Source organism: Alloprevotella tannerae ATCC 51259 (assembly GCF_000159995.1).
In the GTDB taxonomy this organism is placed as follows: domain Bacteria; phylum Bacteroidota; class Bacteroidia; order Bacteroidales; family Bacteroidaceae; genus Alloprevotella; species Alloprevotella tannerae.
On sequence record NZ_GG700643.1, the window covers coordinates 182,673 to 202,650 of the forward strand.

Below are 19,978 nucleotides of genomic sequence, written 5' to 3' on the forward strand. Positions count from 1 at the left end.
CGCCGGAAGTTATGCGCCTATCGACGATTAAAGACGGCAGCGCCTAATCTTCAATTAGCAGAGCTTGCGAGCGCCATCTCCGATGACAACATCAATAACAACGGGCGCTTTGCCAAACTTTTCTTGATAGCTCTTTCGGGCTTTATCAATGAAATTTGCGTAGAGCTCTTGGCTGACTAAGTTGATCGTGCAGCCACCAAAGCCTCCGCCCATCACACGTGCGCCACTGACGCCGCAATCGCGAGCTACGTCGACGAGAAAATCGAGTTCGGGACACGAAACTTCATATTCGCGCGATAATCCGTCGTGCGTTTCATACATTTTTTTGCCTACTTCTTCGTAATCTTCCTTTTCTAAAGCGGCAGAAACTTCCATTACGCGCTCTTTTTCGCCGATGACGTAGTGGGCTCTCAGTGCATCTTCCTTGCTAACCTCACTGCGTACTTCATCGAGCAGTTCGTAGTTGGCGTCTCTTAAACTCTTGACTTCCGGATGATGTTTGCAGATGGCGGCAGCAACGTTTTCGCAACTTTTGCGTCGGTCGTTGTAGGCAGAATCAGCCAAGCCGTGCTTCACTCGCGTGTTCAGCAGAACGAGTTTATAGCCTTTGGGGGAGAAATTGAAGTATTGGTATTCCAAGGAACGACAGTCTAAACGCATAATGTGGCCGGGCTTGCCAAAAATGGATGCGAACTGGTCCATAATCCCACAATTGCAGCCGATATATTTGTGCTCGGTGGCCTGTCCTACCTTCGCGAGCGTAAATTTGTCGATGCTGTTATTGCCGAAAAGATCGTTGAGCGCAAAAGCAAAGCAACTCTCGAGCGCTGCGGAGGAAGACATGCCCGCTCCTAAAGGAACGTCGCCGGCAAAGGCGGTGTTAAAACCTTCAACAGGGACGCCTAACTTCATCATTTCACGACATACGCCGTAGACAAAGCGAAAATGGGTGGCCGTAGGGCCTTTTTCGTCGTCTAAACTAAACTCTACGTAATCTTTTAAGTCGATGGCGTAAGCGCGAACTTTGCGCGTGCCGTTGGGTTTCAACTCGGCGATGACGCCTTGACTGACTGCGCCGGGGAAAACAAAACCATCATTGTAGTCGGTATGTTCGCCGATGATATTTATACGGCCGGGAGCAGCGTAAACCGAACCCGTGCTGCCATCAAAATGCTTTTGAAAACGACTTCTTACGTCGTCTATAGTTAGTTTCATAGTAGTTGGAATTTTATTGGTTTGAGATTGGGAGGCAAACATTGAAGTCTACCTCCCAATAATGTTATCTGATTAAGTCGTCTGAATGTCTTTGTTTACATTCTTGGACCCTACGAGTGCGTAGAAGAGAATGTAAGCGGCACAAATCAGTACGACGATGTAGCTCCAGAGGAAGTTGTGCATTTGATCTGCGATCCAGCCTTGGAAAGGTACGATAATGCCGCCACCACATACCATTACCATAAACATACCTGAGGCAAACTCTGTGTATTTTCCTAAACCTTCTACTGCTAAGTTGAAGATGCCGCCCCACATAACGGAGGTGCAGAGGCCGCCAAGCACGAGAAAGAGAATGCCAATGGGCACTTGGGCTGAGGTAAATGTGCTTTCAGTGCCGTTAAAGCCGAAAACAGTGATCATAACATCAGTCGGAGCGAGCATTCCGATTAACACCAAAATGATGCAGAGCGTGGAAACAACTGTAAGTTGCATACGACTTGAGACCTTTCCGCCAATCATACCTCCAACAAATCGACCGCAAAGCATCAATAACCAATAGACGCCTGCAATAGTTCCGGCAATGCCGGCGTCCATTCCGAATCCGGGCGTTGCTTTGTCGGGGGATGTGGATAAATACTGAAAGACATATGTTGGCAAACCAACTTCGACACCTAAATAAAGGAAGATGGCTAGGATGCCAAGGCGGAAGTGACGGAACGAAAACGCACTGTGCTTATCCGGCGTCGCTTGCTTGTTTTCTGCTTTTTGCGCCAAAGAGGGCTCGGGAATGCGTACAAACAATAGAACAAAGAAGACAACAGCGAAAATTGCTAAGGCAATAAAGAGCGCCGGCGTAGCGTCGCTAATTTTAGCTTTGGTTGCTTCGCCGATCAGTGCGCCGCCGAGCATCGTTACTGCAGTTGCCGAGAACGAATTTAAGACGCCGCCGAATTGAATCAGCTGGTTTCCTTTATTTCCTCCGCCGCCAAGCGTGTTAAGCATAGGGTTAACAACGGTATTCAGCATACACATACAAAAACCTGCGACAAAGGCGCCGATAATGTAGACCGGAAAACTTTTAATACTGTCCCAACCGGACATATACTCGAGAAAGACGCCGATAAAGCCTAATATGATTGCCAACAAGGCAGTGTTCTTATAGCCGATCTTTTTCAAAAGAAGACCGGAAGGGATGCCCATTATCGCGTAAGCAATAAAGTTGGCAGCGTTACCCAGTTGCGCTTCAAAGTTGGAAGCTCCAAATTGATTCTTAACAATAACGCCCATCGGGTTACAAAGGTTCGTGACGAATGCAATCATAGCAAACAACAAGAACATCATAATGATGGGTAGCGTGTTGTTCTTTTGAGAATTACTCATTTTCTTCTGTGTTTGTTCAGTTAATGTCTAATGTTGATTTATTATGCTTCAACCCCGAAGCGATAGATCGTCTTTTGTGTATAAATCTCTCTGGGTTTAAGCGTTACGGGTGGGAAGTAGGCGTGATTAGGACTGTCGGGGAAATGTTGTGCTTCGAAGCAGACAGCACTACGTTGGGGGAACGTGGCGCCGTGTTGTCCTTTCGTGCCGCTTCCATTATTATTTGTGTAGAATTGGAGTCCGGGTTCAGTCGTGTAGACCTCCATTGTGCGGCCGCTAACCGGCTCTTTCACCTTCGCAGCATAGGATAATTCTCCCGGTTCTCTTTTTTGCAATACAAAACAGTGGTCGTAACCGTTGCCATTCTTCAGTTGCTCATTATCTTCATCAATATGATCGCCAATGCGGTGAGCATTTCTGAAGTCAAAGGGCGTACCTTCCACACGGCGAATTTCTCCTGTCGGAATCGCCGTCTTGTCTATCGGCAGATAGTAGTCAGCATTGATTTCGCAGATCACGTCTTCTACCGACGGCGTCGGGTTTGCCGTTCCTGCCAGCGAGAAATAGCCGTGGCTGGTCAAGTTTACAATCGTCTTCTTATTGGTTGTTGCCGTATAATCAATGACCAATTCATCATCATTCGTCAGCGTATACATCACCGTAGTCGACAATTCGCCCGGGAAGCCTTCTTGATAGTAAGACGAAACGTAACGCAAGACGAGGCAGTGTTCATTTATTTGTTCCGCCTCCCAAACGCGAGCGTGGAAACCCGTCGGTCCGCCGTGCAGATGGTTCTCTCCGTTATTGATGGCCAAATGATATTCTTTTCCGTTCAGGCAAAAGCGCCCTTTAGCTATACGGTTGGCGTAGCGGCCCACGAGTGTACTCAAAAAAGGTTGGTCCGAGTTCAAGTAGTCCTCGAGTTTGTCGTGTCCTTGTATGATATTGGCAAAATTGCCCTTGTTATCAGGAGTCATAATCGAAACGATTGCTCCCCCATAATTCGTTATGGCCACTTCCAGGCCGTTCTCATTGGTAAGAAAGTAGAGGTCTACGGCTTTCCCGCTGACTTCTTGCTGAAAATCTTCCTTGCGCAGACCACTAAGATTTTGTTTGTTTTCCATAACGCTAAAATTTTAAACGATTGTAATGGCAAATTTGGAAATAAAATCGCAAAGTACAAAGCACAAAAGGCTGAATTTTCCACATTAAAAGCGAATATTTGTCTGATTTGCTCCCTTTTTCCTTTTCTTGGCATTTGTTATGCGGTGAATGCGTGCTTTTTAGCTCTTATTTTAGCCAAAAACGGGCAAACTTCCAAAGCTTCAAAAAGCGTGGAAGTTTGCCCGTTCAGTAACGCGAACTGCTTAGAGCGCTCAACGCACTGTTGCCGGTTCGCAGCGTTCTCTTAAATAGTCGAGTAAGAGGTGAATTGCTTTCTCCGTAGCGTTAGCTAAGTTGAGGTCGCGTCCGTTATCCTCCTCCAATTTCAAGGTAACGATGTCGTTTTCCTGACCTACGGCGATCCAAATCGTACCGGCAGGCACGGCAGATGTCGTATCATTGCTGGTAGCCGGTCCTGCGAAGCCACTCACTGCCACTGCGTAGTCCGTATGTAGGAGTTTGTTCGTCCCAATGACCAACTGCTTTACGACGTCTTCGCAAACAGCCGTCTGTTCTGCTATAACAGCCGCATCCACGCCTAAGATTTCCGTCTTGACAAGGTTGCTATAACAGATAATGCCTCCTTTATAATAAGACGAACTTCCCGGAATGGCGGTGATAACACTTGCGATGCGTCCGCCCGTGCAGCTTTCTGCCGTGCCTAAAGTTTTTTTATTGCGCCACAAGAGTTCGTTAATGTCTCTGCTGGCGAGTTTTACGTTCAGTTCCATATAATAATTTGTTTACTTTTTCCGTACTTGAAGGCGTCTTGTTCAAATCAATTGCGCCCTTTGCATTGTATTTAGAGTGTCGTGCGACTATAAGCCGGTTTGTCCAAGTCGCAAAAATCGCCGTCCATATATTTATAGTAGCCCGTGATCGCAATCATAGCCGCGTTGTCCGTCGTATAGCCAAACTTCGGTATATATATATGCCAGTTGCCTGCCGCTTCCTGCGCCTTGAAGGCTGCGCGTAGTGCCGTGTTTGCCGATACGCCGCCTGCGAGTGCTACGTGATTGATCCCCGTCTCCTTGACGGCTTGCTTCAACTTCTTCATCAATATGTCGACGATGGTTTTCTCCAAAGAAGCCGCAAGATCCTCTTTGTGGTGCGCTATAAAATCAGGGTCAGTCTTGATCTGATCGCGCAAGAAATAGAGAAACGACGTCTTCAGTCCACTAAAGCTATAATCCAGTCCTTTCACGTCAGGCTTACTAAAGGTAAAGGCCTGCGCATTGCCCTGTCGGGCGAGCTTATCTATGATTGGCCCGCCCGGATAGCCGAAGCCCATCACCTTAGAGCATTTGTCCATCGCCTCGCCTGCCGCGTCGTCGATCGTCTGTCCCAGCATCTCCATCTGATTGTAGGCGTTTACCTTCACAATCTGCGAGTTGCCTCCACTGACCATCAAGCAGAGATACGGATATGGCGGTGCTGCGTGCGCCTCTCCCTCCACTTCGATGAAATGCGCCAGAATGTGCCCTTGCAAATGGTTCGCCTCGATTAGCGGGACGCCGAGCGCAGCGGCCAAGCCTTTCGCAAAGGACACACCAACGAGCAAACTACCCATCAAGCCCGGGCCCAAGGTCACGGCAACGGCCGAAATCGCTTCTTTATCCACACCTGCCTGCCGCAGAGCTTGATCTACGACCGGCACGATGTTTTGCTGGTGTGCGCGCGACGCCAATTCGGGGACGACGCCCCCATAAGCCTCGTGCACAGCTTGGCCCGCCGTCACGTTGCTCAAGAGATAGCCATTCTTAATCACAGCTGCCGACGTGTCGTCGCAGCTTGATTCTATGCCCAATATGATAATGTCTTTCATACTTCCCAATTACATCTGTCGAGCACCGGCCGGTTTTGGCGCAGTGCTTAATATGTCAGGATTTCCATCCCGTTTTCTGTCAGTAAAAACGTGTGTTCCCATTGCGCAGACGGCAATTCGTCTTCTGTTACGACCGTCCACCCGTCCGCTTCGTCAATAAACACGTCGCGTTTGCCCATATTGATCATCGGTTCGATCGTAAAGACCATACCGGGCACAAGCAACATACCGTTTTTGTGCGTATTGTAGTGCTCTACCTCCGGATCTTCGTGAAATTCGAGTCCGACGCCGTGGCCGCACAGCTCGCGCACGACGCTGTAACCATTGCGTTTGGCGTGCTTTTCTATGGCTTTGCCGATATCGCCTACGAAACCCCAAGGCTTTACTGCCGCTGCCCCGATGTCGAGACACTCTTTGGTGACCTGTACAAGGCGTTCCTTTTCAGGCGTGGTGCGGCCGATGATGAACATACGCGAAGCATCGCTGAAAAAGCCGTCTTTGATGGTCGATACGTCTACGTTGATGATGTCGCCCTCTTCCAATACTTCGTCTTCAGATGGAATGCCGTGGCAGACTACTTCGTTGATACTCGTGCAGACGCTTTTCGGAAAGCCTTCATAATTGAGCGGCGCCGGAATAGCCCCGTGCTCGGTCGTGTAGTCGTAGACCAATTTGTCGATCTCTGCCGTCGTCATTCCTGCGCGAATCTTGCTTTCCACCAAATCCAATACGCCCGTATTGACCTCGCCTGAGCGGCGTATGCCGGCTATCTGCTCATCGTTTAAGACCAAGTGGCGGGGCGGAACGAGTGCGCCACGATTTTGGAAAGACAATACTTTTTTATCTAAATCAGTCATTGGCTGTCCTTTCGGTACATACCAATTCCTCCTTTTTAAGCTATGCATAAATCTCTGCTTTTTATCGGCGCGAAGATACAAAATAATTTTCACGCTGAATCCTATATTGCATAGCCTTTGACGCCGTTTTTGCTTCTCCGGCGCCCATTTTTCTTTGCATCGAGTGGGGCACTTTATGGTTTGATGGCAGCAAACCATCGTTTGGTGGGGGCAAACTATCGTTTGCTCGGGCCAAATCATCGTTTGGCGGCAGCAAACCATCGGAGGGCGGATCGCTGCGCGGCCCGCGTTTGGTCGGGTGGGGAAGATTACGTATCTTTGCGGCGATTTATTTAATACCAACAATTTAAACCATGAGTATCAATTTCAGATTTTTCCGCGCTTCGGGGCGGGTAGCCAATGGTGGTTCGCATTATGTGCGACCTGTGGTTAACAATGTGCTTACTTTGAATGATTTAGCCGCGCGCGTCGAGAGTGAGACCTCGTTCAGCGTGTCAGATGTCAAAGGCTTGGTCGAGGCTTTTCAGAAGTACATCGCTGTAGAATTGTCCTTGGGGCATAGCGTGCGGATCGACGGACTCGGCACTTTCTCTTCCGCCTTGTCGGGCAAAGTGGAATGCAGCAAAGAGGGACGTTTGCGGTTGCGCCGTCCGCGCGTTCGCACCGTCAATTTCCGACCGGCTGTGGCTTTGATGAGGCGTTTTGGTGAAACGACCTTTCGTGCGGAAGCCGGTGCGCCTTTGACATATGCAAATCCGCAGCGCGATGAACTGCTGGAGAAACTTCGCGACTTGGGGGCGCAGCAAACGTGTTTTTTAGCTTCAGATGTTATGCGCGCAACGGGGATGAGTCGTGATCGTACCTATGCGCGCTTACGACAATTTGTGGACGAAGGCACGCTGCTCAATGTCGGGACGCGGCGCAGAGCCGTTTATCGCCTGCCTTAAGCAGAATCGCGCCTTGAAAAGTCGCGCGTTCGGATAGCAGATGCAGCTCTTTTCCCCTCGTAAATCCTTGCCGCTACGGCAAAAAAGAGAGGGGCGCGAGTGGTGGCGCAGGTTAGAAAAACCGTTTGGGAGATTATAAAACACCGTTGTCGTTTTGTAATTCTCTCAAACGGTGTTAATTTTGTACGCTCTAAGCCTTTCACAGGCAGGAGATAGCGCGGCCCGAATCGCTGCCGGTCTTCCTCGTTCCGCTCCGCCACATCGACTCGGTTAAAGCCGTAGTAGATGCTTACACTTTCGGTTGATGCATGCGGCTGCTACGTGAGAGGATTTCGGTAGCAAAGCGGCCACTACTCAAATAAAGAAAACAACGCACAATACAATAGATTTCGCATGGATATTTCGGTAATTATTCCGCTGTATAACGAAGCAGAGAGCCTGCCGGACCTTTACGCCTGGATCAAACGCGTGATGAGCGCAAACGATTTTACGCACGAGATTATTTTTATCAATGACGGGAGCACGGACAATTCGTGGGACGTCATCGAAGGCTTGGCGCGCGAAGATCAGCAGGTACACGCCATCAAATTTCGCCGTAACTATGGTAAGTCGCCTGCACTCTTTTGCGGCTTTCGCAAGGCCCAAGGCGATGTGGTTGTGACGATGGATGCCGACTTGCAGGATTCGCCCGATGAAATACCGGAACTCTATCGTATGATCACGGAGGAGGGCTACGATTTAGTCTCGGGTTATAAGCAAAAACGCTACGATCCGCTTTCCAAAACCTTACCTACCAAACTTTTTAATGCGACGGCGCGCAAGGTTAGTGGGATCAAGAATTTGCACGACTTTAATTGCGGATTAAAAGCTTATCGCTTGGAGGTCGTAAAAAACATTGAAGTATACGGTGAAATGCACCGTTATATCCCTTATCTGGCAAAGAATGCGGGTTTTGATAAAATTGGCGAGAAGGTCGTGCAACACCAAGCCCGCAAATATGGCAAGACGAAGTTTGGCGGTTGGAATCGCTTCTTCAATGGCTATTTAGACTTGCTTTCGCTTTGGTTCCTAAATAGTTTTGGCTTGCAACCGATGCACGTATTCGGCTTCTTGGGCAGCTTGATGTTTATTATCGGCCTCATCGCGATAGTCATTGTCGGCGCTATTAAGTTGATCGCTATTTTCCAATACCGACCTGCGCCATTGGTGACGGACTCGCCTTACTTCTACATCTCGTTGACGATGATGATACTCGGCACGCAATTGTTCTTGGCCGGCTTTTTGGGCGAACTGATTTCGCGCAACTCGTCAAGACGTAATGATTACCAGATAGCAAAGGAGTTGTAATGAAAAAATGGTGCTTCATCGTCTGTGCAAGTTTGGTCCTGCTGGTTAGTTGCTCGAGTATAGATTGCCCGCTTAACAACGTGGTGGGGTTGAAAGCCGGCTTGCGCTCTGCGGCGACCGGTGCGAGTTATACGCTGCAAGACACGCTGACCATTACTGCGGCCGGAACGGATTCCGTTTTGCTGAATCGGGCTACAGGCATTGCGAGTTTGGGACTGCCGCTGAAGTACTTCGGCACGACAGACACCTTGCGCTTGCGCTTTAGCGATGCGCAGGGACGCGTAGCCACCGACACATTATATATAAGCCACGACAATATCCCCCATTTTGAGAATCAGGATTGCCCCGTCTTGATGTTCCATAAATTAGGCAAGATACGCTGGACGAGTCACGACTTGTCGCAGATGCCTGTTACGATCGACAACGTGGTTGTCGTGCGCCCCTTAGTAGATTATCAGAATGCAGAGAACATACGTATTTATTTGCGCACTGCTACTCAGTAGTTTTGCGGCCTTTTCTACCTTGGCGCAAGTGGTCAAAGCGGATTCAGTAGCCGCTGCTGCAGATAGTATCCGACAACAAAAGCCTTCGGTAGTTCAGACGAAGAAAAAGTTGCCGCAAAAGTCGCCACGCATTACCCAATATCCATCGCGCGAGGCTGCAGCAAAAGCCTTAGAGGAAAAAATACCCCTGTTTGCAGGGGTGAGTGTGGGCTATGATTTGTGCGGAACGGTAATGGCACTCGCCACAAGCTATGGTCAATATGAGGGATCAGTGCGTGTGAGCCTCAAAAATAAGTACTTTCCCATCGTAGAATTGGGCTTAGGACTTAGCGATTACACGCATGAGGATACGCACATACACTATAAGACGAGTGCACCTTATGCTCGTATTGGTTTAGACTATAATTTTCTGCGTAATCGGCGCTCCGGTAACCGCCTATTGGGAGGTATACGCTTGGCATATACGAACTACAAGTTTGATTTAACAGCGCCGAGTCTTACCGATCCGGTCTATCATACGACGAGACCTTTTACTTATCAAGGACAAAATGCCTCGCTCTTTTGGGGAGAATTAGTCGGCGGATTGCAAACCAATATCTTCAAGTTTTTGCGCTTGGGTTGGAGCGTTCGCTTGCGTATCCCGCTTTTTGAAAAATCGCCGGCTGTGGGCAAATCCGCTTATATTCCCGGCTTTGGAAAGGGAAGCGAGACGCTCTTTGGGGGGACATTTAATATTATATTCGATATATAATGAGCTATTTTGACGCCTTGCTCTTGGGTATTGCGCTGGCGATGGACTGCTTTACGGTCAGCATCACGTGTGGTATTATCGAGCGGCGTTTAGGCTTGCAGGTTTTGGTGATGTCTTTGGCTTTCGGTATTTTCCAATCGGGCATGACGCTCATTGGATGGGGAGCCGGCGACTTAATTAGTCCTGTCGTGTTGGCGTATAATCAATGGGTGGCTTGCGGATTGCTCGTATTACTTGGCGTAAAAATGATTTGGGAAGGTTTTTGCCATAAAGAGGAAGATGCGCACTTTAATCCGTCAAAAGGTATTACGATCTTGATGATGGCACTTGCGACAAGTATCGACGCTTTAGCGGTGGGCTTTTCCTTTATTGGTACGACGCAGCGAGACTGCACATCACTCTATGTGGCGGTGGGGATTATCGGACTCACATCGTTGTTGGCGGCGTGGGTAGGTAAGTATATTGGAGTCGTAATAGGCCGCCGATTTTGTTTGCCAATGGAGCCATTGGGCGGCATCATTCTTGTTATTATCGGAATTAAACCCCTTTTAGTATAGACTGTTATGGAAAAACATACAACTAAAGATAGTATAACTCGCCGCCCGCAGAGACGCGGATGGCGAACCGTTTTGAGTGTTTTGTTTTTAGCCTTCCTTATTGCGGGAACTTACTTTATTTTGCGCAGGTCGGCCTCTTACGTGATGCAGGAGGATTCGGGCTCTATCTTTGGTACAACTTACTCTATTAAATATAGGTACGACAAGGATCTGAATAAGGAGATCCTGGCTGAACTGAATAAGGTTGACGCTTCGCTCTCAATGTTTAATCAGCAGTCGACGCTTGCTAAGATCAATAGAAATGAGACCACGCAAACGGATGATCTGTTGCGGGAGGTCTTTATCCAAGGGCAGCAGATTTCGAAAGCTACTAACGGCGCGTTTGATATGACTGTCGGCCCGCTTGTTAATGCTTGGGGCTTTGGTTTTAAGCAGGGCATTGATGTTACCGATAAACAGTTGGATAGTTTGCGCGCTTTTGTCGGTTATGAGAAAGTCAAACTTGTTGGCGATCGCTTGCAAAAGACTGACTCGCGCTTGATGCTTGACGCCGGCGCAATAGCGAAGGGCTATGGCGTAGACCGCGTGGCGCGCTATTTGGAAAGCAAGGGCATTAGAGACTATATGGTTGAAATAGGCGGAGAAATTCGTGTGAAAGGGAAGAATGCCAAAACGGAATCTTGGACGATAGGCATTCAGCGGCCGCAAGATGGGGCTGTAGAAGATGGAAGCAATTTGCAAACTGTATTGAGATTGAACGATGTTTCTTTGGCTACGAGCGGAAATTATATGAATTTTTACTATAAGAATGGCCGCAAGTATGCACATACAATAGACCCGCGTACTGGAAAACCTGTTCAGCATAGTCTTCTTTCGGCTTCTGTTTTAGCTTCTGATTGCGCTATGGCTGATGCTTACGCCACAAGTTTTATGGTTATGGGCTTAGAGCAGGCTAAAAAGCTTTTGGAGAAACAGCCACGGCTGAAGGCTTACTTTATATACGAAGATCAGGGTGAGATGAAGGTGTGGTATTCTCCGGAACTTGAGCGATTGATTGTGAAATAAGAGATGGAAACGAGTATTTTTGACGAATTATTGCTGCTTCCTTTCTTTCAAGGAATGTCTAAGGAGCAGTTACTTTCCGTCGCGGAGAGCTTTCGGCTTGATTTTCGGACGCTGAATAGTAAAACTCCTATTGTGCGGCAAGATGAACTTTGTCAAAGTCTCGTGTTTATTATCAAAGGAGAGGTAAAAATTGAGCGCCATAGCGATGATCATACTTACCGTCTCTGCGAATGGGACTCTCGTCCTGATGTTGTACAGCCTTCTTTTCTTTTCGGCTTATCTACGCGCTATAGTCATAGCTATACAGCAAGTGATTGCGTGCACTTATTAGAGATAAAAAAGGACGATATTCGCACTATCCTTTCAACATATCCCACTTTTCGGCAGAACTTTCTCAATTTCGTTAGTTGGAAGAACCAACAAGCCGATCGTGCGCTTTGGAAACCAATGCCGACGGACTTACATGAACGCTTTGTTAAGTTCGTACAACAACGCTGCTTACGTCCTGCCGGCCGTAAAGACCTCTATATCAAGATGACGCAATTAGGAAAAGAATTAGGGGCGACCCGCCTTAACACTTCTCGGATGCTGCACGATTGGGCAGAACGTCAATGCTTATCCTTTGAGCGTGGACATATTATTATTCCTGCTTTTGAACAGCTGATAGCAGCTCCTTGGGAGCCTTAATGAGACGAGTCGCGCCATTCTCGCGTAAGAATTGTTCATCTCGGAATCCCCATAGGCAAGCAACGCATGGTATTCCTGCGTTTTTAGCTGTGGCAATATCTACTTCAGAATCGCCCACATAGATACTTTCTTCGATATTACTGCCCAATTGTTTGATTGCTTGTAAGACTGCATCCGGATTAGGCTTGCGGCGAACGTCTTTACTCTCACCTACAGCAATGTTAATCCACGGCGAGAAGAAGCGAGCGGCCAATTGCTTCACAGCTTCATCCCCTTTATTTGAGACGATAGCCATTTTATATCCATTATCCCGAAGCGCATCGAGCATTTCAGCGATGCCATCATAAGGCTTAGTTTCGTCTTGACAATGTATTTGATAATATGCACGGAAATTGTCGAGTACTTGTTCCGTTATTAAAGAAGTCGTATGTGGAGGTACAGCGTGCGCAATCAAGTAATGGTAGCCATTGCCCAAAAAGCTACGCACTTCATCTTTTGTTCGGCTTGGAAGATTTTGTTTGCAAAGCGCATAGTTTACACAAATGAATATATCTTCCAAGCTATCCAACAACGTGCCGTCTAAATCAAAAACTATCGTATTCTTTTTCATCTTTCTTCTTTAGAAACGTCTGGCCTCAGGCCTGCAAAATTTGCGCTTATGATTGTCATAAAGCGCTACTACATAAAAAATCGCTTTACCGAGATACCCGGAAATGCGATTGATAAAGGCTTATAAGACGCGAAAGTCAACTCAATCCTCGATCAAGTTTAGTTCACGGAGCGTCTTAATAAAGTTTTTTATATCCTTAGTTGCCGTTGCCTCGTCTACTTCGTATGTTTTGCAGAGCAGTGTAACCAGATCCGCTTCGGTAAACGACTTGTCCACGATCTGTTGCCATAGATACGCACTGCTTTCGTTCAGGGCAATTATTTTATTGAAGTCTATATTTTCCAAGCCCTGTGCAATGATCACTTTTTGATTACAGATATCTCGTAATTCGAAGTTCGATTTAATTCTCATTTGTCGTATTTGTTTATTTGAGGTGGAAAGATTTTCAGCCAAATGTTACGATGGGCGTAGAGTAAGTACCTACGCAGAGGCGTAAGAAGAAGCCATATTTTAGAATAGTAGCGCCATTTTCTGCCGCTTGCAAGGTCTGGTGTCTTTCTGCCCTTACGATAAAATTCCGTAACAATGCCTACGACGTCTTTGCGTATGCAAGATTCCGTATAATTTATGTTTCCATCACCTTGCAGCGTGATTTGATCACCTTGCAGGCGGACAACGCGATGCAAAACGTAGTGTTTCGGAGCAACTTCAGCTAAAATAGCGTCTCCGACCTCCGGCGCTTTTGATAAGGGGGCCAAGGTTACTACATCACGCTGGTCTTCGAGAAACGGTCGCATACTGATTCCCCGCACACGGAAGCGTACCGTATGGCCTTCATCCAGCAGTTGCTTAAACTGCGGAATGAGTATTTCATTGGGGATCGTAATAGATTGCACGCCTATATCTTTGTTACGTTTGTAAAAGAAAGGCGGGCAGCTTCCTCGTCCGGTTTACATCTTAAATGGAATAGAGGTGCGCGCATCGCTATTGCAGATACCGTGTTGCAAATCTTTTCATACAAAGGCTTATCCCAAAGCATGCTCGACGTAGACGTCAATAGCGTGGCAAAAGCTTTTAATGGCGGTTCGCGGCGAATGATATTTTCCGGATATTGCTCCAGTTTTACGAAAGCGCCAATCGGTACTTGCTTGTTCTTATAGCAAGGTGTCTTTCCGCTCCAAGGCGTTCCGTAGACGATGACCTCGTCGTTTATTAAGCGAACAGCCGGATTATCATCGTTTAAGAGCTCCGTTCCCGGAATATGCTTCAGCCATAGTTGAGAGTGCGTACTTTTTCCCGTTCCGCTTTTTCCTAAAAAGAGGTAGCCTTTTCCATCTTTCATCGTCACTGAGGCGTGAATAAGCAGAAGGTCCTTTTGGGCGCCACTGAATGCGAAAGCAATCATGATGGCATTGTTCAGTCCGAAAACCCAATTCCTCTTGTTTCCAAATAAGGAAACCTTTATCGAAGAGAAGTCGGCATTCGTAATGAAAGCCGCGGCCGGCTCTTTGCGGGAGTTGGAGACAATCATTTTATACCCCCCATCCGGTAAAAGATAGACGCCGTGGCTGGAATCAGGGTTGTCAAACTGACCAATCTTTTTTCCCGCCTCGTTTAGGTCTACAGCATCCTTGTTGATGGTAAGTGTAAAGATGCGAGGCGCATCTGTTTGCTCTACGAGGAAAGGTTCGTAGGATGGAAGCAGCGCGCGCCCTTCTGCATAATCCTCAAAGTGGATGCAAAAGCTAACTCCTGCTACTTGATATTGCAATATTTGGTTTGTTGTCATCTTGAATAAATTCTATGTAGGTCTGTGAGGGGCTTATGTGCACGATTGTAGCTTTGTGAAACCGGAGTCTTACGTCGTGTTACTCCGTTTTTTTCGTCTCATCTGTAGCGGCCGCAACCTTAGTGACGAGTTTGTAAGAAAAGTCATTGAGCGACACTTCGTGGATTTTCGCCGGACAAGTTTTCTTATACAGACGCATTACGCGCTCATACGAGCGGTCAATCTCTTTACGCGTATGCGCAAAGAACACGGAACTGGTCGCCAACACATAAAAATTGTCGGCAATAAATTCAGAAAATTGATGAGAATAGTCAGCACGATTTTCCAAAAATCCCGTTTTTTGATCATAAGTCAAGTCTGCCAAGTGCTGAATGGGGGAGATGTAGACGGTAGAGTCAGAAAAATTGATTGCCACGCCAAATAGATATCCGCCGTTGGGAATAACTGAGCGCTTTTGAGCCCAAGAAGAAGAAACAGCCGTAAGGAGGATAACGAGGAGTAAAAGTATTTTTTTCATTTCATTCGAAGCTGATTGCGCAGCAAAGTTACGTATAATCTCTGAAATATTATTATTGAGTGAAGCCATAAAGCGAAAAAACGGTGAGGAGAAAGTTTTGAAAGCAAAACAACTGAATTATTTTTAGAGAAGTAAACTTACAAGTCAGCTCAAATTGAGATAAAATTTCGCAGCCTGGTTTATTCGTGAGGACAGTTGCTGTAGACGCCGCTTTGTGCATTAAAATAGATGCCAAGCGCTTGCTTCTTGAGTAGCTTTTGTTCGCTGCAACCATTGTTTGGTGCCGGCAAACAATGGTTTGACGCCGGCAAACGATAGTATGCTCCCGGCAAACGATAGTTTGGTGCCGGCAAACGAAATGACAGAGGAGGGTAGAAATAGAAAACTGAGTTTGCTTACCTTCAAAACCGTCCTTTATCTATGGAACTATTGATGTAAAACGTAGGGATAAAACGAGGGGCGAACAAAAATGTCTACTTTCATTTTCATTCGCCTCTTATCAAAATTTCAGAAATAATCGTTGGGTAACGATTATTCGCGTTTTGTGCTTTCGTGGTGACGCCGCAAGATCATAATGGCCTTTACTTTTATTTGCCTTACGCGTTCGCGACTCAAGCCTATACGATTGCCTATTTCCTCCAGACTGATGCCCTGACCTTTAAAGCCGAGATAATATTCGATAACCGAGCGCTCCAGAGGTGGGAGCAAGTTGAGCATACGCTCTACTTTCCATCGCTCTGCTTCTTTTAGGAGTGGTCCGTCGGCCGACGAGCCTTTGTCGCTCCTTAATCGCTCCGATAGCGTTCGCGCCTCATCTTCAGTCAGGGGGGCATCAATCGATAGGGGCTTGTTTTGCAGTTGTAATGCTAAACGCACGCGCTCTTCTGTTACTTGCATTTGTTCGCAGATCTCTTCAATCGAAGGAGGGCGCTCATAATCTTGCATATACTGATTGTAGAATCGGAGAATCTTTTGAATACTACTCATCTGGTTCTGTGGTAGTCTTATCAATCGGCTCTTCTCAGTAATAGCTAAGAGGATGCTTTGCCGAATCCACCAGACGGCATAAGAGATGAACTTGAAGCCGCGTGTGTCATCGAAGCGATGGGCTGCTTGGATCAAACCGAGATTTCCCTCGTTGATGAGGTCAATTAGGCTGATGCCTTGCCCTTGATATTGCTTGGCTACGGAGACAACAAAGCGGAGATTGGCTCTTACTAAGCGCTCTACGGCTGCTTCGTCGCCATTCTTGGCTCTGCGCCCCAGTTCGACTTCTTCTTCTACGGTGATTCGGGGTTCTCGGGAGATTTCAGACAAATAACGCTCTAATGACTCATTGTTGCGGTTGGTGATAGCCGGGCGTATCTTGATTTGTCGTCTCATGGTTTTTGATTGGTAAAATGGGGTTTCTTATTCGTATTTTTTGATGATGCTTGCTGCGTCTTCATTGCCGAGGGCCTTTGAACGCTGTAAATGACGGAGGGCTGCAGCCTTCTGCTTCAGTTCGCCATAGGCCACTCCTATGATCAGGTGTAAGCCTGCTTCTTCGGGACGAACCTTTAATAGTGGCTCTACATATTGAACTACAGCTTTATAATCGCCTACGCGCAGGAGGATGGCGGCTTCTTCTTCTTGATAGAGCGGAAGCGTTGCTGCATCAGCCTTTGTCTGTGCCGTGCGTATGTCGTCTAAGGCTTGCTGAAACATTCGCGCTTGCATCTCCGCTTGCTCTCGAAAGACGTAAAACTTATCGGTGAGATTGCTCGGCCCAACGTTGCGCTCATATTCGTTTAAGTCTATGACGGCTTCGCGGAACTTGCCTACTTTTACTCTTTGCTGCGCGCGCAGCCAGTAGTATTGTACGCTTGTCGCGTTGAGCGGCGTTTGGATGTTGGCAATCACGCTGTCTAACAATGCCAAAACTTGTAGGTTGTCGCCGCCGGCTTTTTCTAAAGAAATGGCAGCGCCGTAAAAGGCTTCTGGAGATCTGAATGTGCTTTCTTGGCCATCAGCTTGCGCAATGTTTTTTGTGGAGGCCAAATATTTGTCGTAGGCTTCTTTGTAACGCTCCATCGCAAAAAGGCATTGCGCTTCTTGGTAGAGATACAAGGGCTTGGGCTTTATTGTGTAGGCTTTTTGCGCTTCGGCCATAGCCTTCAAAAGGGCATCGTTGCCGAGTGAGTTTATGATAGCGAAGTTGAGGAGCGTCGTACTATATATATAATGTATAGCATCTGCGTTCTTGGTCGGAAGAGATAACGCTTTTTGGAAGCTGCGATCCGCATCGGCTATGGCGTTAGTGAAAGTTTGAAACTTCCCTTGTAGTGCCCAGCCTTCAGCGTTTTGGGGATAAGTTTTCGTGAAATCGCTAAATGCATTTGCAGAAACCAGTGTATCAGAAAAATTGATCAAATATAAGGCGTTCATTGCCTCTTGCTCGTCGTTGGGCAATGCTATTGGTAGCTTTATGGCCAAAAGATCACCGTTGATAAAATTGAGCGCTTTGGGTTGTAGTTCGTTGATAAAACGTGCATCTAAGGCGCAGGCTTGCACCGCTTGTGGTTTCACGTTTTTCTGTATGATTCCGACTAATTCTCCGCTGCTGCTGTAAAGCGGACAGCCGAAATTCTCAGCTTTGTTTGCCGCCGTAATGTCGTAGTAGTTGTAGGTGTTGAAAGGGTTTACTTTTTCTACATTGGCCGTTATCGGCTTGGCATTTTTGTGCGTGCTATATACGAAATATTGTATCTCACTTCCTGCTTGAATGCCCGTAGTCGTAATATCGGATAAAGACTTTTTCTTGGCTGCGTTCGTACTGAAGCGTACCATATCGTAGGTGCTGTTGGCTCCTTCTATGCGCTGTACGTTGTACTTTTTACCGCTATCGTCAACAACAACGGCTTTGCTCGCTCCCTTAAAAAGATGATAAGGGGCGATTCCGGTGCCTTTCTCATCTAAAAAGAAGCCATTACCTTCTCCTTTTAGCTGCCCCTGTGCATCATAAGTGAAGACTTTAAACAGCCAAGTGGAAGGCCCGCCGGCAAAAATAGTGCCGGGCAATGAAACAAGTAGGATTATTAAGTGTAGGAAATATTTCATAGTTTAATTGATTCTCAAAAGTGATTTAGCATTATTGATGGCTGCTTCAGTCATTTCGCAACCTGTCAGCATATTTGCAACTTCTTTGATGCGTTCTTCTTGGGATAAAAGCGAAATGTGGCTTGTTGTTTTGTCTGCGCCTTCGATCTTATAGACGCGATAATGGTAAGCGCCTAAAGCTGCGATTTGCGGTAGGTGAGTGATGCAGAGCACTTGACAATGTTCTGCTATTTGTTGCATTGTTTGCGCCATCTTTTCGGCCATCGTTCCTGAAACCCCGGTGTCGATTTCATCAAAAATAATCGTTGGAAGTGCTTTATTCTTTGCGGTTAATGCTTTTAGAGACAGCATTAACCGGGCAATCTCGCCACCGGATGCTATTGCTGCAACGTCTTGCATTGGTCTGTTTTTGTTTGCACTGAACAGTAGCGAAATGGTATCACCACCATTTTTTTCAAAAGACGATTTGGACGTTAGTGAAAAGTCCAGCTTTACGTGCGGCATTCCCAATGTCTGTAGTTGCTTAATGAGCGATGCGGCGATTGTTTTTGCGGCGGCCGTGCGACTATTTGTTAATGCTTCCCCTATTTTTACTAATGCTTCAAATTGTCGCTCAGCTTCCTTTGCTTTCTCTTTGATCGTTTCGTCGATATTCTCTATCTCACTGAGTCGCTTTTGTAGATCTTCGTAAATTTGTAGGAGTTCAGCGATGGTGCTAACCTTGTGCTTTTGCTCTAAAGAATAGATCGTGTTTAGACGTTCTTCAACGAAGTTTTGTCGAATAGGGTCGAACTCTATTCCCATTTGAGCTTTTTCCAGTTCGGCAGAGAGATCCTCTAACTCAATATATGCACTATTGAGGCGTTCGGCCAATTCTTTGGCCGGTGGATATACAGCACTAATGCTTTCTAATTTCTGTGTGCCGATCTTGAGTTCTTCTAAAAGATGCGACTCTTCTGAGGTTAAGGGCGTGTAAGCTGTGAATAAGGCCTGCTTAATATCTTCTGCATGATTTAATGTTGAGGCCTCTTGCTCCAAATCCTCTTGCTCTCTTTCTGAAAGATTGGCCTCTTCAAACTGTTGTAGTTGAAATTTGAGGTAATCTTGGTTGGCTTGATCCTTTTCTGCTCGGCCTTGAAGTTCTTGTAACACAGCCTGGGCCTTTTTCCAAGCCTCAAAAGTATGGATATAATCCTCTCGTAAACTTTGATTTCCCGCAATGGTATCTACAATATCAAGCAAGAAATCTTCTTGGTGCATCAATAAGTTTTGATGTTGGGAATGGATATCAATCAGGTAAGTGCCCAGTTCTTTTAATTGTGTAAGTGAGACTGGTGTATCATTGATAAAGGCACGGCTTTTTCCTGTATTTATTACTTCTCTACGCAAGATACATTCGGTATCGTCGTTGTCGATGTCGTTATCTACGAAGAAAGAGTTTAGATTTAGCACACGGATGTCAAAAGATGCCTCTATGCAACACTTCTTTTCCCCATTTTTTATAGCCTGTGCGTCAGCCCGCTTTCCCAGTAGTAGTCCTAAAGCGCCTAATATGATACTCTTTCCGGCTCCCGTTTCGCCGGTAATAACCGAAAAGCCGTCGTGAAAATCAATATCTAACTCCTCGATGAGCGCGTAATTTGTAATATATAAATGCGTGAGCAT

Annotated in this window: 21 protein-coding genes; 7 read left to right on the forward strand and 14 right to left on the reverse strand. The window is 46.8% G+C overall.

The genetic code is table 11. The annotated features are described in order from the left end of the window. Positions 1 to 54 precede the first annotated feature (54 nt). The 6 genes from galK to map all read right to left on the reverse strand — a co-directional run bounded on the left by galK (position 55) and on the right by map (position 6,489). Positions 55 to 1,215 carry a galactokinase gene (galK, locus tag GCWU000325_RS06795; protein ID WP_040599461.1) on the reverse strand — a complete coding sequence of 387 codons (1,161 nt, stop codon included), beginning with the start codon at positions 1,213 to 1,215 and terminating at the stop codon, positions 55 to 57. A 72-nt stretch (positions 1,216 to 1,287) separates the two neighbouring features. Continuing rightward, positions 1,288 to 2,595: an MFS transporter gene (locus GCWU000325_RS06800; RefSeq protein WP_006255588.1), complete on the reverse strand. Its 1,308-nt coding sequence runs from the start codon at positions 2,593 to 2,595 to the stop codon at positions 1,288 to 1,290. A 41-nt stretch (positions 2,596 to 2,636) separates the two neighbouring features. Next, positions 2,637 to 3,719, reverse strand: coding sequence for an aldose epimerase family protein (locus GCWU000325_RS06805; protein ID WP_006255589.1), 1,083 nt, complete (start codon positions 3,717 to 3,719; stop codon positions 2,637 to 2,639). Between the two features lie 252 nt (positions 3,720 to 3,971). Continuing rightward, positions 3,972 to 4,490, reverse strand: a complete 519-nt coding sequence (locus tag GCWU000325_RS06810) for a CinA family protein (RefSeq protein WP_006255590.1) — start codon at positions 4,488 to 4,490, stop codon at positions 3,972 to 3,974. Between the two features lie 71 nt (positions 4,491 to 4,561). Next, positions 4,562 to 5,584, reverse strand: coding sequence for a tRNA (adenosine(37)-N6)-threonylcarbamoyltransferase complex transferase subunit TsaD (gene tsaD, locus GCWU000325_RS06815; RefSeq protein WP_006255591.1), 1,023 nt, complete (start codon positions 5,582 to 5,584; stop codon positions 4,562 to 4,564). 47 nt (positions 5,585 to 5,631) lie between these two features. Next, positions 5,632 to 6,489 (reverse strand): type I methionyl aminopeptidase, encoded by an 858-nt coding sequence (map, locus tag GCWU000325_RS06820; protein WP_040599464.1) that lies wholly within the window; start codon positions 6,487 to 6,489, stop codon positions 5,632 to 5,634. 305 nt (positions 6,490 to 6,794) lie between these two features. On the opposite strand from map, the gene GCWU000325_RS06825 reads away from it, so the two are divergent. From GCWU000325_RS06825 to GCWU000325_RS06855, 7 genes are all read left to right on the forward strand, one after another. Next, positions 6,795 to 7,388 (forward strand): HU family DNA-binding protein, encoded by a 594-nt coding sequence (locus GCWU000325_RS06825; RefSeq protein WP_006255593.1) that lies wholly within the window; start codon positions 6,795 to 6,797, stop codon positions 7,386 to 7,388. A gap of 393 nt (positions 7,389 to 7,781) precedes the next feature. After that, a complete protein-coding gene (locus tag GCWU000325_RS06830; RefSeq protein ID WP_006255595.1) occupies positions 7,782 to 8,735 on the forward strand; it encodes a glycosyltransferase family 2 protein in 954 nt (317 codons plus the stop codon). Then, on the forward strand, positions 8,735 to 9,238 hold the full coding sequence (locus tag GCWU000325_RS06835) for a DUF6452 family protein (protein WP_006255596.1): 504 nt from the start codon (positions 8,735 to 8,737) through the stop codon (positions 9,236 to 9,238). The genes GCWU000325_RS06830 and GCWU000325_RS06835 overlap by 1 nt, the downstream gene beginning before the upstream one ends. Continuing rightward, complete coding sequence (locus GCWU000325_RS06840) at positions 9,195 to 9,989, forward strand: DUF6048 family protein (RefSeq protein ID WP_154646620.1); 795 nt, start codon at positions 9,195 to 9,197, stop codon at positions 9,987 to 9,989. The genes GCWU000325_RS06835 and GCWU000325_RS06840 overlap by 44 nt, the downstream gene beginning before the upstream one ends. Further along, a complete protein-coding gene (locus GCWU000325_RS06845; RefSeq protein ID WP_006255598.1) occupies positions 9,989 to 10,546 on the forward strand; it encodes a manganese efflux pump MntP in 558 nt (185 codons plus the stop codon). Before GCWU000325_RS06840 ends, GCWU000325_RS06845 begins: the two co-directional genes overlap by 1 nt. Positions 10,547 to 10,552: 6 nt before the next feature. After that, the gene (locus GCWU000325_RS06850; RefSeq protein WP_006255599.1) at positions 10,553 to 11,611 is read left to right on the forward strand and encodes an FAD:protein FMN transferase; all 1,059 of its coding nucleotides are present in this window, start codon (positions 10,553 to 10,555) and stop codon (positions 11,609 to 11,611) included. A gap of 3 nt (positions 11,612 to 11,614) precedes the next feature. Continuing rightward, entirely contained in the window at positions 11,615 to 12,298 is a 684-nt protein-coding gene (locus tag GCWU000325_RS06855) for a Crp/Fnr family transcriptional regulator (RefSeq protein WP_006255600.1), read from the forward strand. Here the strand turns inward: GCWU000325_RS06855 and GCWU000325_RS06860 are convergent. The 8 genes from GCWU000325_RS06860 to recN all read right to left on the reverse strand — a co-directional run bounded on the left by GCWU000325_RS06860 (position 12,252) and on the right by recN (position 19,978). Beyond that, the gene (locus tag GCWU000325_RS06860; protein ID WP_006255601.1) at positions 12,252 to 12,908 is read right to left on the reverse strand and encodes an HAD family hydrolase; all 657 of its coding nucleotides are present in this window, start codon (positions 12,906 to 12,908) and stop codon (positions 12,252 to 12,254) included. The genes GCWU000325_RS06855 and GCWU000325_RS06860 overlap by 47 nt on opposite strands. A 141-nt stretch (positions 12,909 to 13,049) precedes the next feature. Next, positions 13,050 to 13,319 (reverse strand): PqqD family protein, encoded by a 270-nt coding sequence (locus GCWU000325_RS06865; RefSeq protein ID WP_006255602.1) that lies wholly within the window; start codon positions 13,317 to 13,319, stop codon positions 13,050 to 13,052. Then, the gene (locus tag GCWU000325_RS06870) at positions 13,316 to 13,804 is read right to left on the reverse strand and encodes a S24/S26 family peptidase (RefSeq protein WP_006255603.1); all 489 of its coding nucleotides are present in this window, start codon (positions 13,802 to 13,804) and stop codon (positions 13,316 to 13,318) included. Before GCWU000325_RS06870 ends, GCWU000325_RS06865 begins: the two co-directional genes overlap by 4 nt. 2 nt (positions 13,805 to 13,806) lie before the next feature. After that, a complete protein-coding gene (locus GCWU000325_RS06875; RefSeq protein WP_006255604.1) occupies positions 13,807 to 14,697 on the reverse strand; it encodes a hypothetical protein in 891 nt (296 codons plus the stop codon). Between the two features lie 79 nt (positions 14,698 to 14,776). Next, positions 14,777 to 15,214 (reverse strand): hypothetical protein, encoded by a 438-nt coding sequence (locus GCWU000325_RS06880; RefSeq protein ID WP_154646621.1) that lies wholly within the window; start codon positions 15,212 to 15,214, stop codon positions 14,777 to 14,779. A 531-nt stretch (positions 15,215 to 15,745) separates the two neighbouring features. Then, positions 15,746 to 16,597, reverse strand: coding sequence for a sigma-70 family RNA polymerase sigma factor (locus tag GCWU000325_RS06885; RefSeq protein WP_006255607.1), 852 nt, complete (start codon positions 16,595 to 16,597; stop codon positions 15,746 to 15,748). Positions 16,598 to 16,624: 27 nt separating this feature from the next. Next, on the reverse strand, positions 16,625 to 18,313 hold the full coding sequence (locus tag GCWU000325_RS06890; protein ID WP_006255608.1) for a tetratricopeptide repeat protein: 1,689 nt from the start codon (positions 18,311 to 18,313) through the stop codon (positions 16,625 to 16,627). 3 nt (positions 18,314 to 18,316) lie between these two features. Further along, positions 18,317 to 19,978: a DNA repair protein RecN gene (gene recN / locus GCWU000325_RS06895; RefSeq protein WP_006255609.1), complete on the reverse strand. Its 1,662-nt coding sequence runs from the start codon at positions 19,976 to 19,978 to the stop codon at positions 18,317 to 18,319.

Bases quoted from the DNA above. Each gene is read 5' to 3' on its own strand.
- galK (WP_040599461.1), bottom strand. From the start codon at position 1,215: ATGAAACTAACTATAGACGACGTAAGAAGTCGTTTTCAAAAGCATTTT.
- GCWU000325_RS06800 (WP_006255588.1), bottom strand. From the start codon at position 2,595: ATGAGTAATTCTCAAAAGAACAACACGCTACCCATCATTATGATGTTC.
- GCWU000325_RS06805 (WP_006255589.1), bottom strand. From the start codon at position 3,719: ATGGAAAACAAACAAAATCTTAGTGGTCTGCGCAAGGAAGATTTTCAG.
- GCWU000325_RS06810 (WP_006255590.1), bottom strand. From the start codon at position 4,490: ATGGAACTGAACGTAAAACTCGCCAGCAGAGACATTAACGAACTCTTG.
- tsaD (WP_006255591.1), bottom strand. From the start codon at position 5,584: ATGAAAGACATTATCATATTGGGCATAGAATCAAGCTGCGACGACACG.
- map (WP_040599464.1), bottom strand. From the start codon at position 6,489: ATGCATAGCTTAAAAAGGAGGAATTGGTATGTACCGAAAGGACAGCCA.
- GCWU000325_RS06825 (WP_006255593.1), top strand. From the start codon at position 6,795: ATGAGTATCAATTTCAGATTTTTCCGCGCTTCGGGGCGGGTAGCCAAT.
- GCWU000325_RS06830 (WP_006255595.1), top strand. From the start codon at position 7,782: ATGGATATTTCGGTAATTATTCCGCTGTATAACGAAGCAGAGAGCCTG.
- GCWU000325_RS06835 (WP_006255596.1), top strand. From the start codon at position 8,735: ATGAAAAAATGGTGCTTCATCGTCTGTGCAAGTTTGGTCCTGCTGGTT.
- GCWU000325_RS06840 (WP_154646620.1), top strand. From the start codon at position 9,195: ATGCAGAGAACATACGTATTTATTTGCGCACTGCTACTCAGTAGTTTT.
- GCWU000325_RS06845 (WP_006255598.1), top strand. From the start codon at position 9,989: ATGAGCTATTTTGACGCCTTGCTCTTGGGTATTGCGCTGGCGATGGAC.
- GCWU000325_RS06850 (WP_006255599.1), top strand. From the start codon at position 10,553: ATGGAAAAACATACAACTAAAGATAGTATAACTCGCCGCCCGCAGAGA.
- GCWU000325_RS06855 (WP_006255600.1), top strand. From the start codon at position 11,615: ATGGAAACGAGTATTTTTGACGAATTATTGCTGCTTCCTTTCTTTCAA.
- GCWU000325_RS06860 (WP_006255601.1), bottom strand. From the start codon at position 12,908: ATGAAAAAGAATACGATAGTTTTTGATTTAGACGGCACGTTGTTGGAT.
- GCWU000325_RS06865 (WP_006255602.1), bottom strand. From the start codon at position 13,319: ATGAGAATTAAATCGAACTTCGAATTACGAGATATCTGTAATCAAAAA.
- GCWU000325_RS06875 (WP_006255604.1), bottom strand. From the start codon at position 14,697: ATGACAACAAACCAAATATTGCAATATCAAGTAGCAGGAGTTAGCTTT.
- GCWU000325_RS06880 (WP_154646621.1), bottom strand. From the start codon at position 15,214: ATGAAAAAAATACTTTTACTCCTCGTTATCCTCCTTACGGCTGTTTCT.
- GCWU000325_RS06885 (WP_006255607.1), bottom strand. From the start codon at position 16,597: ATGAGACGACAAATCAAGATACGCCCGGCTATCACCAACCGCAACAAT.
- GCWU000325_RS06890 (WP_006255608.1), bottom strand. From the start codon at position 18,313: ATGAAATATTTCCTACACTTAATAATCCTACTTGTTTCATTGCCCGGC.
- recN (WP_006255609.1), bottom strand. From the start codon at position 19,978: ATGCTCACGCATTTATATATTACAAATTACGCGCTCATCGAGGAGTTA.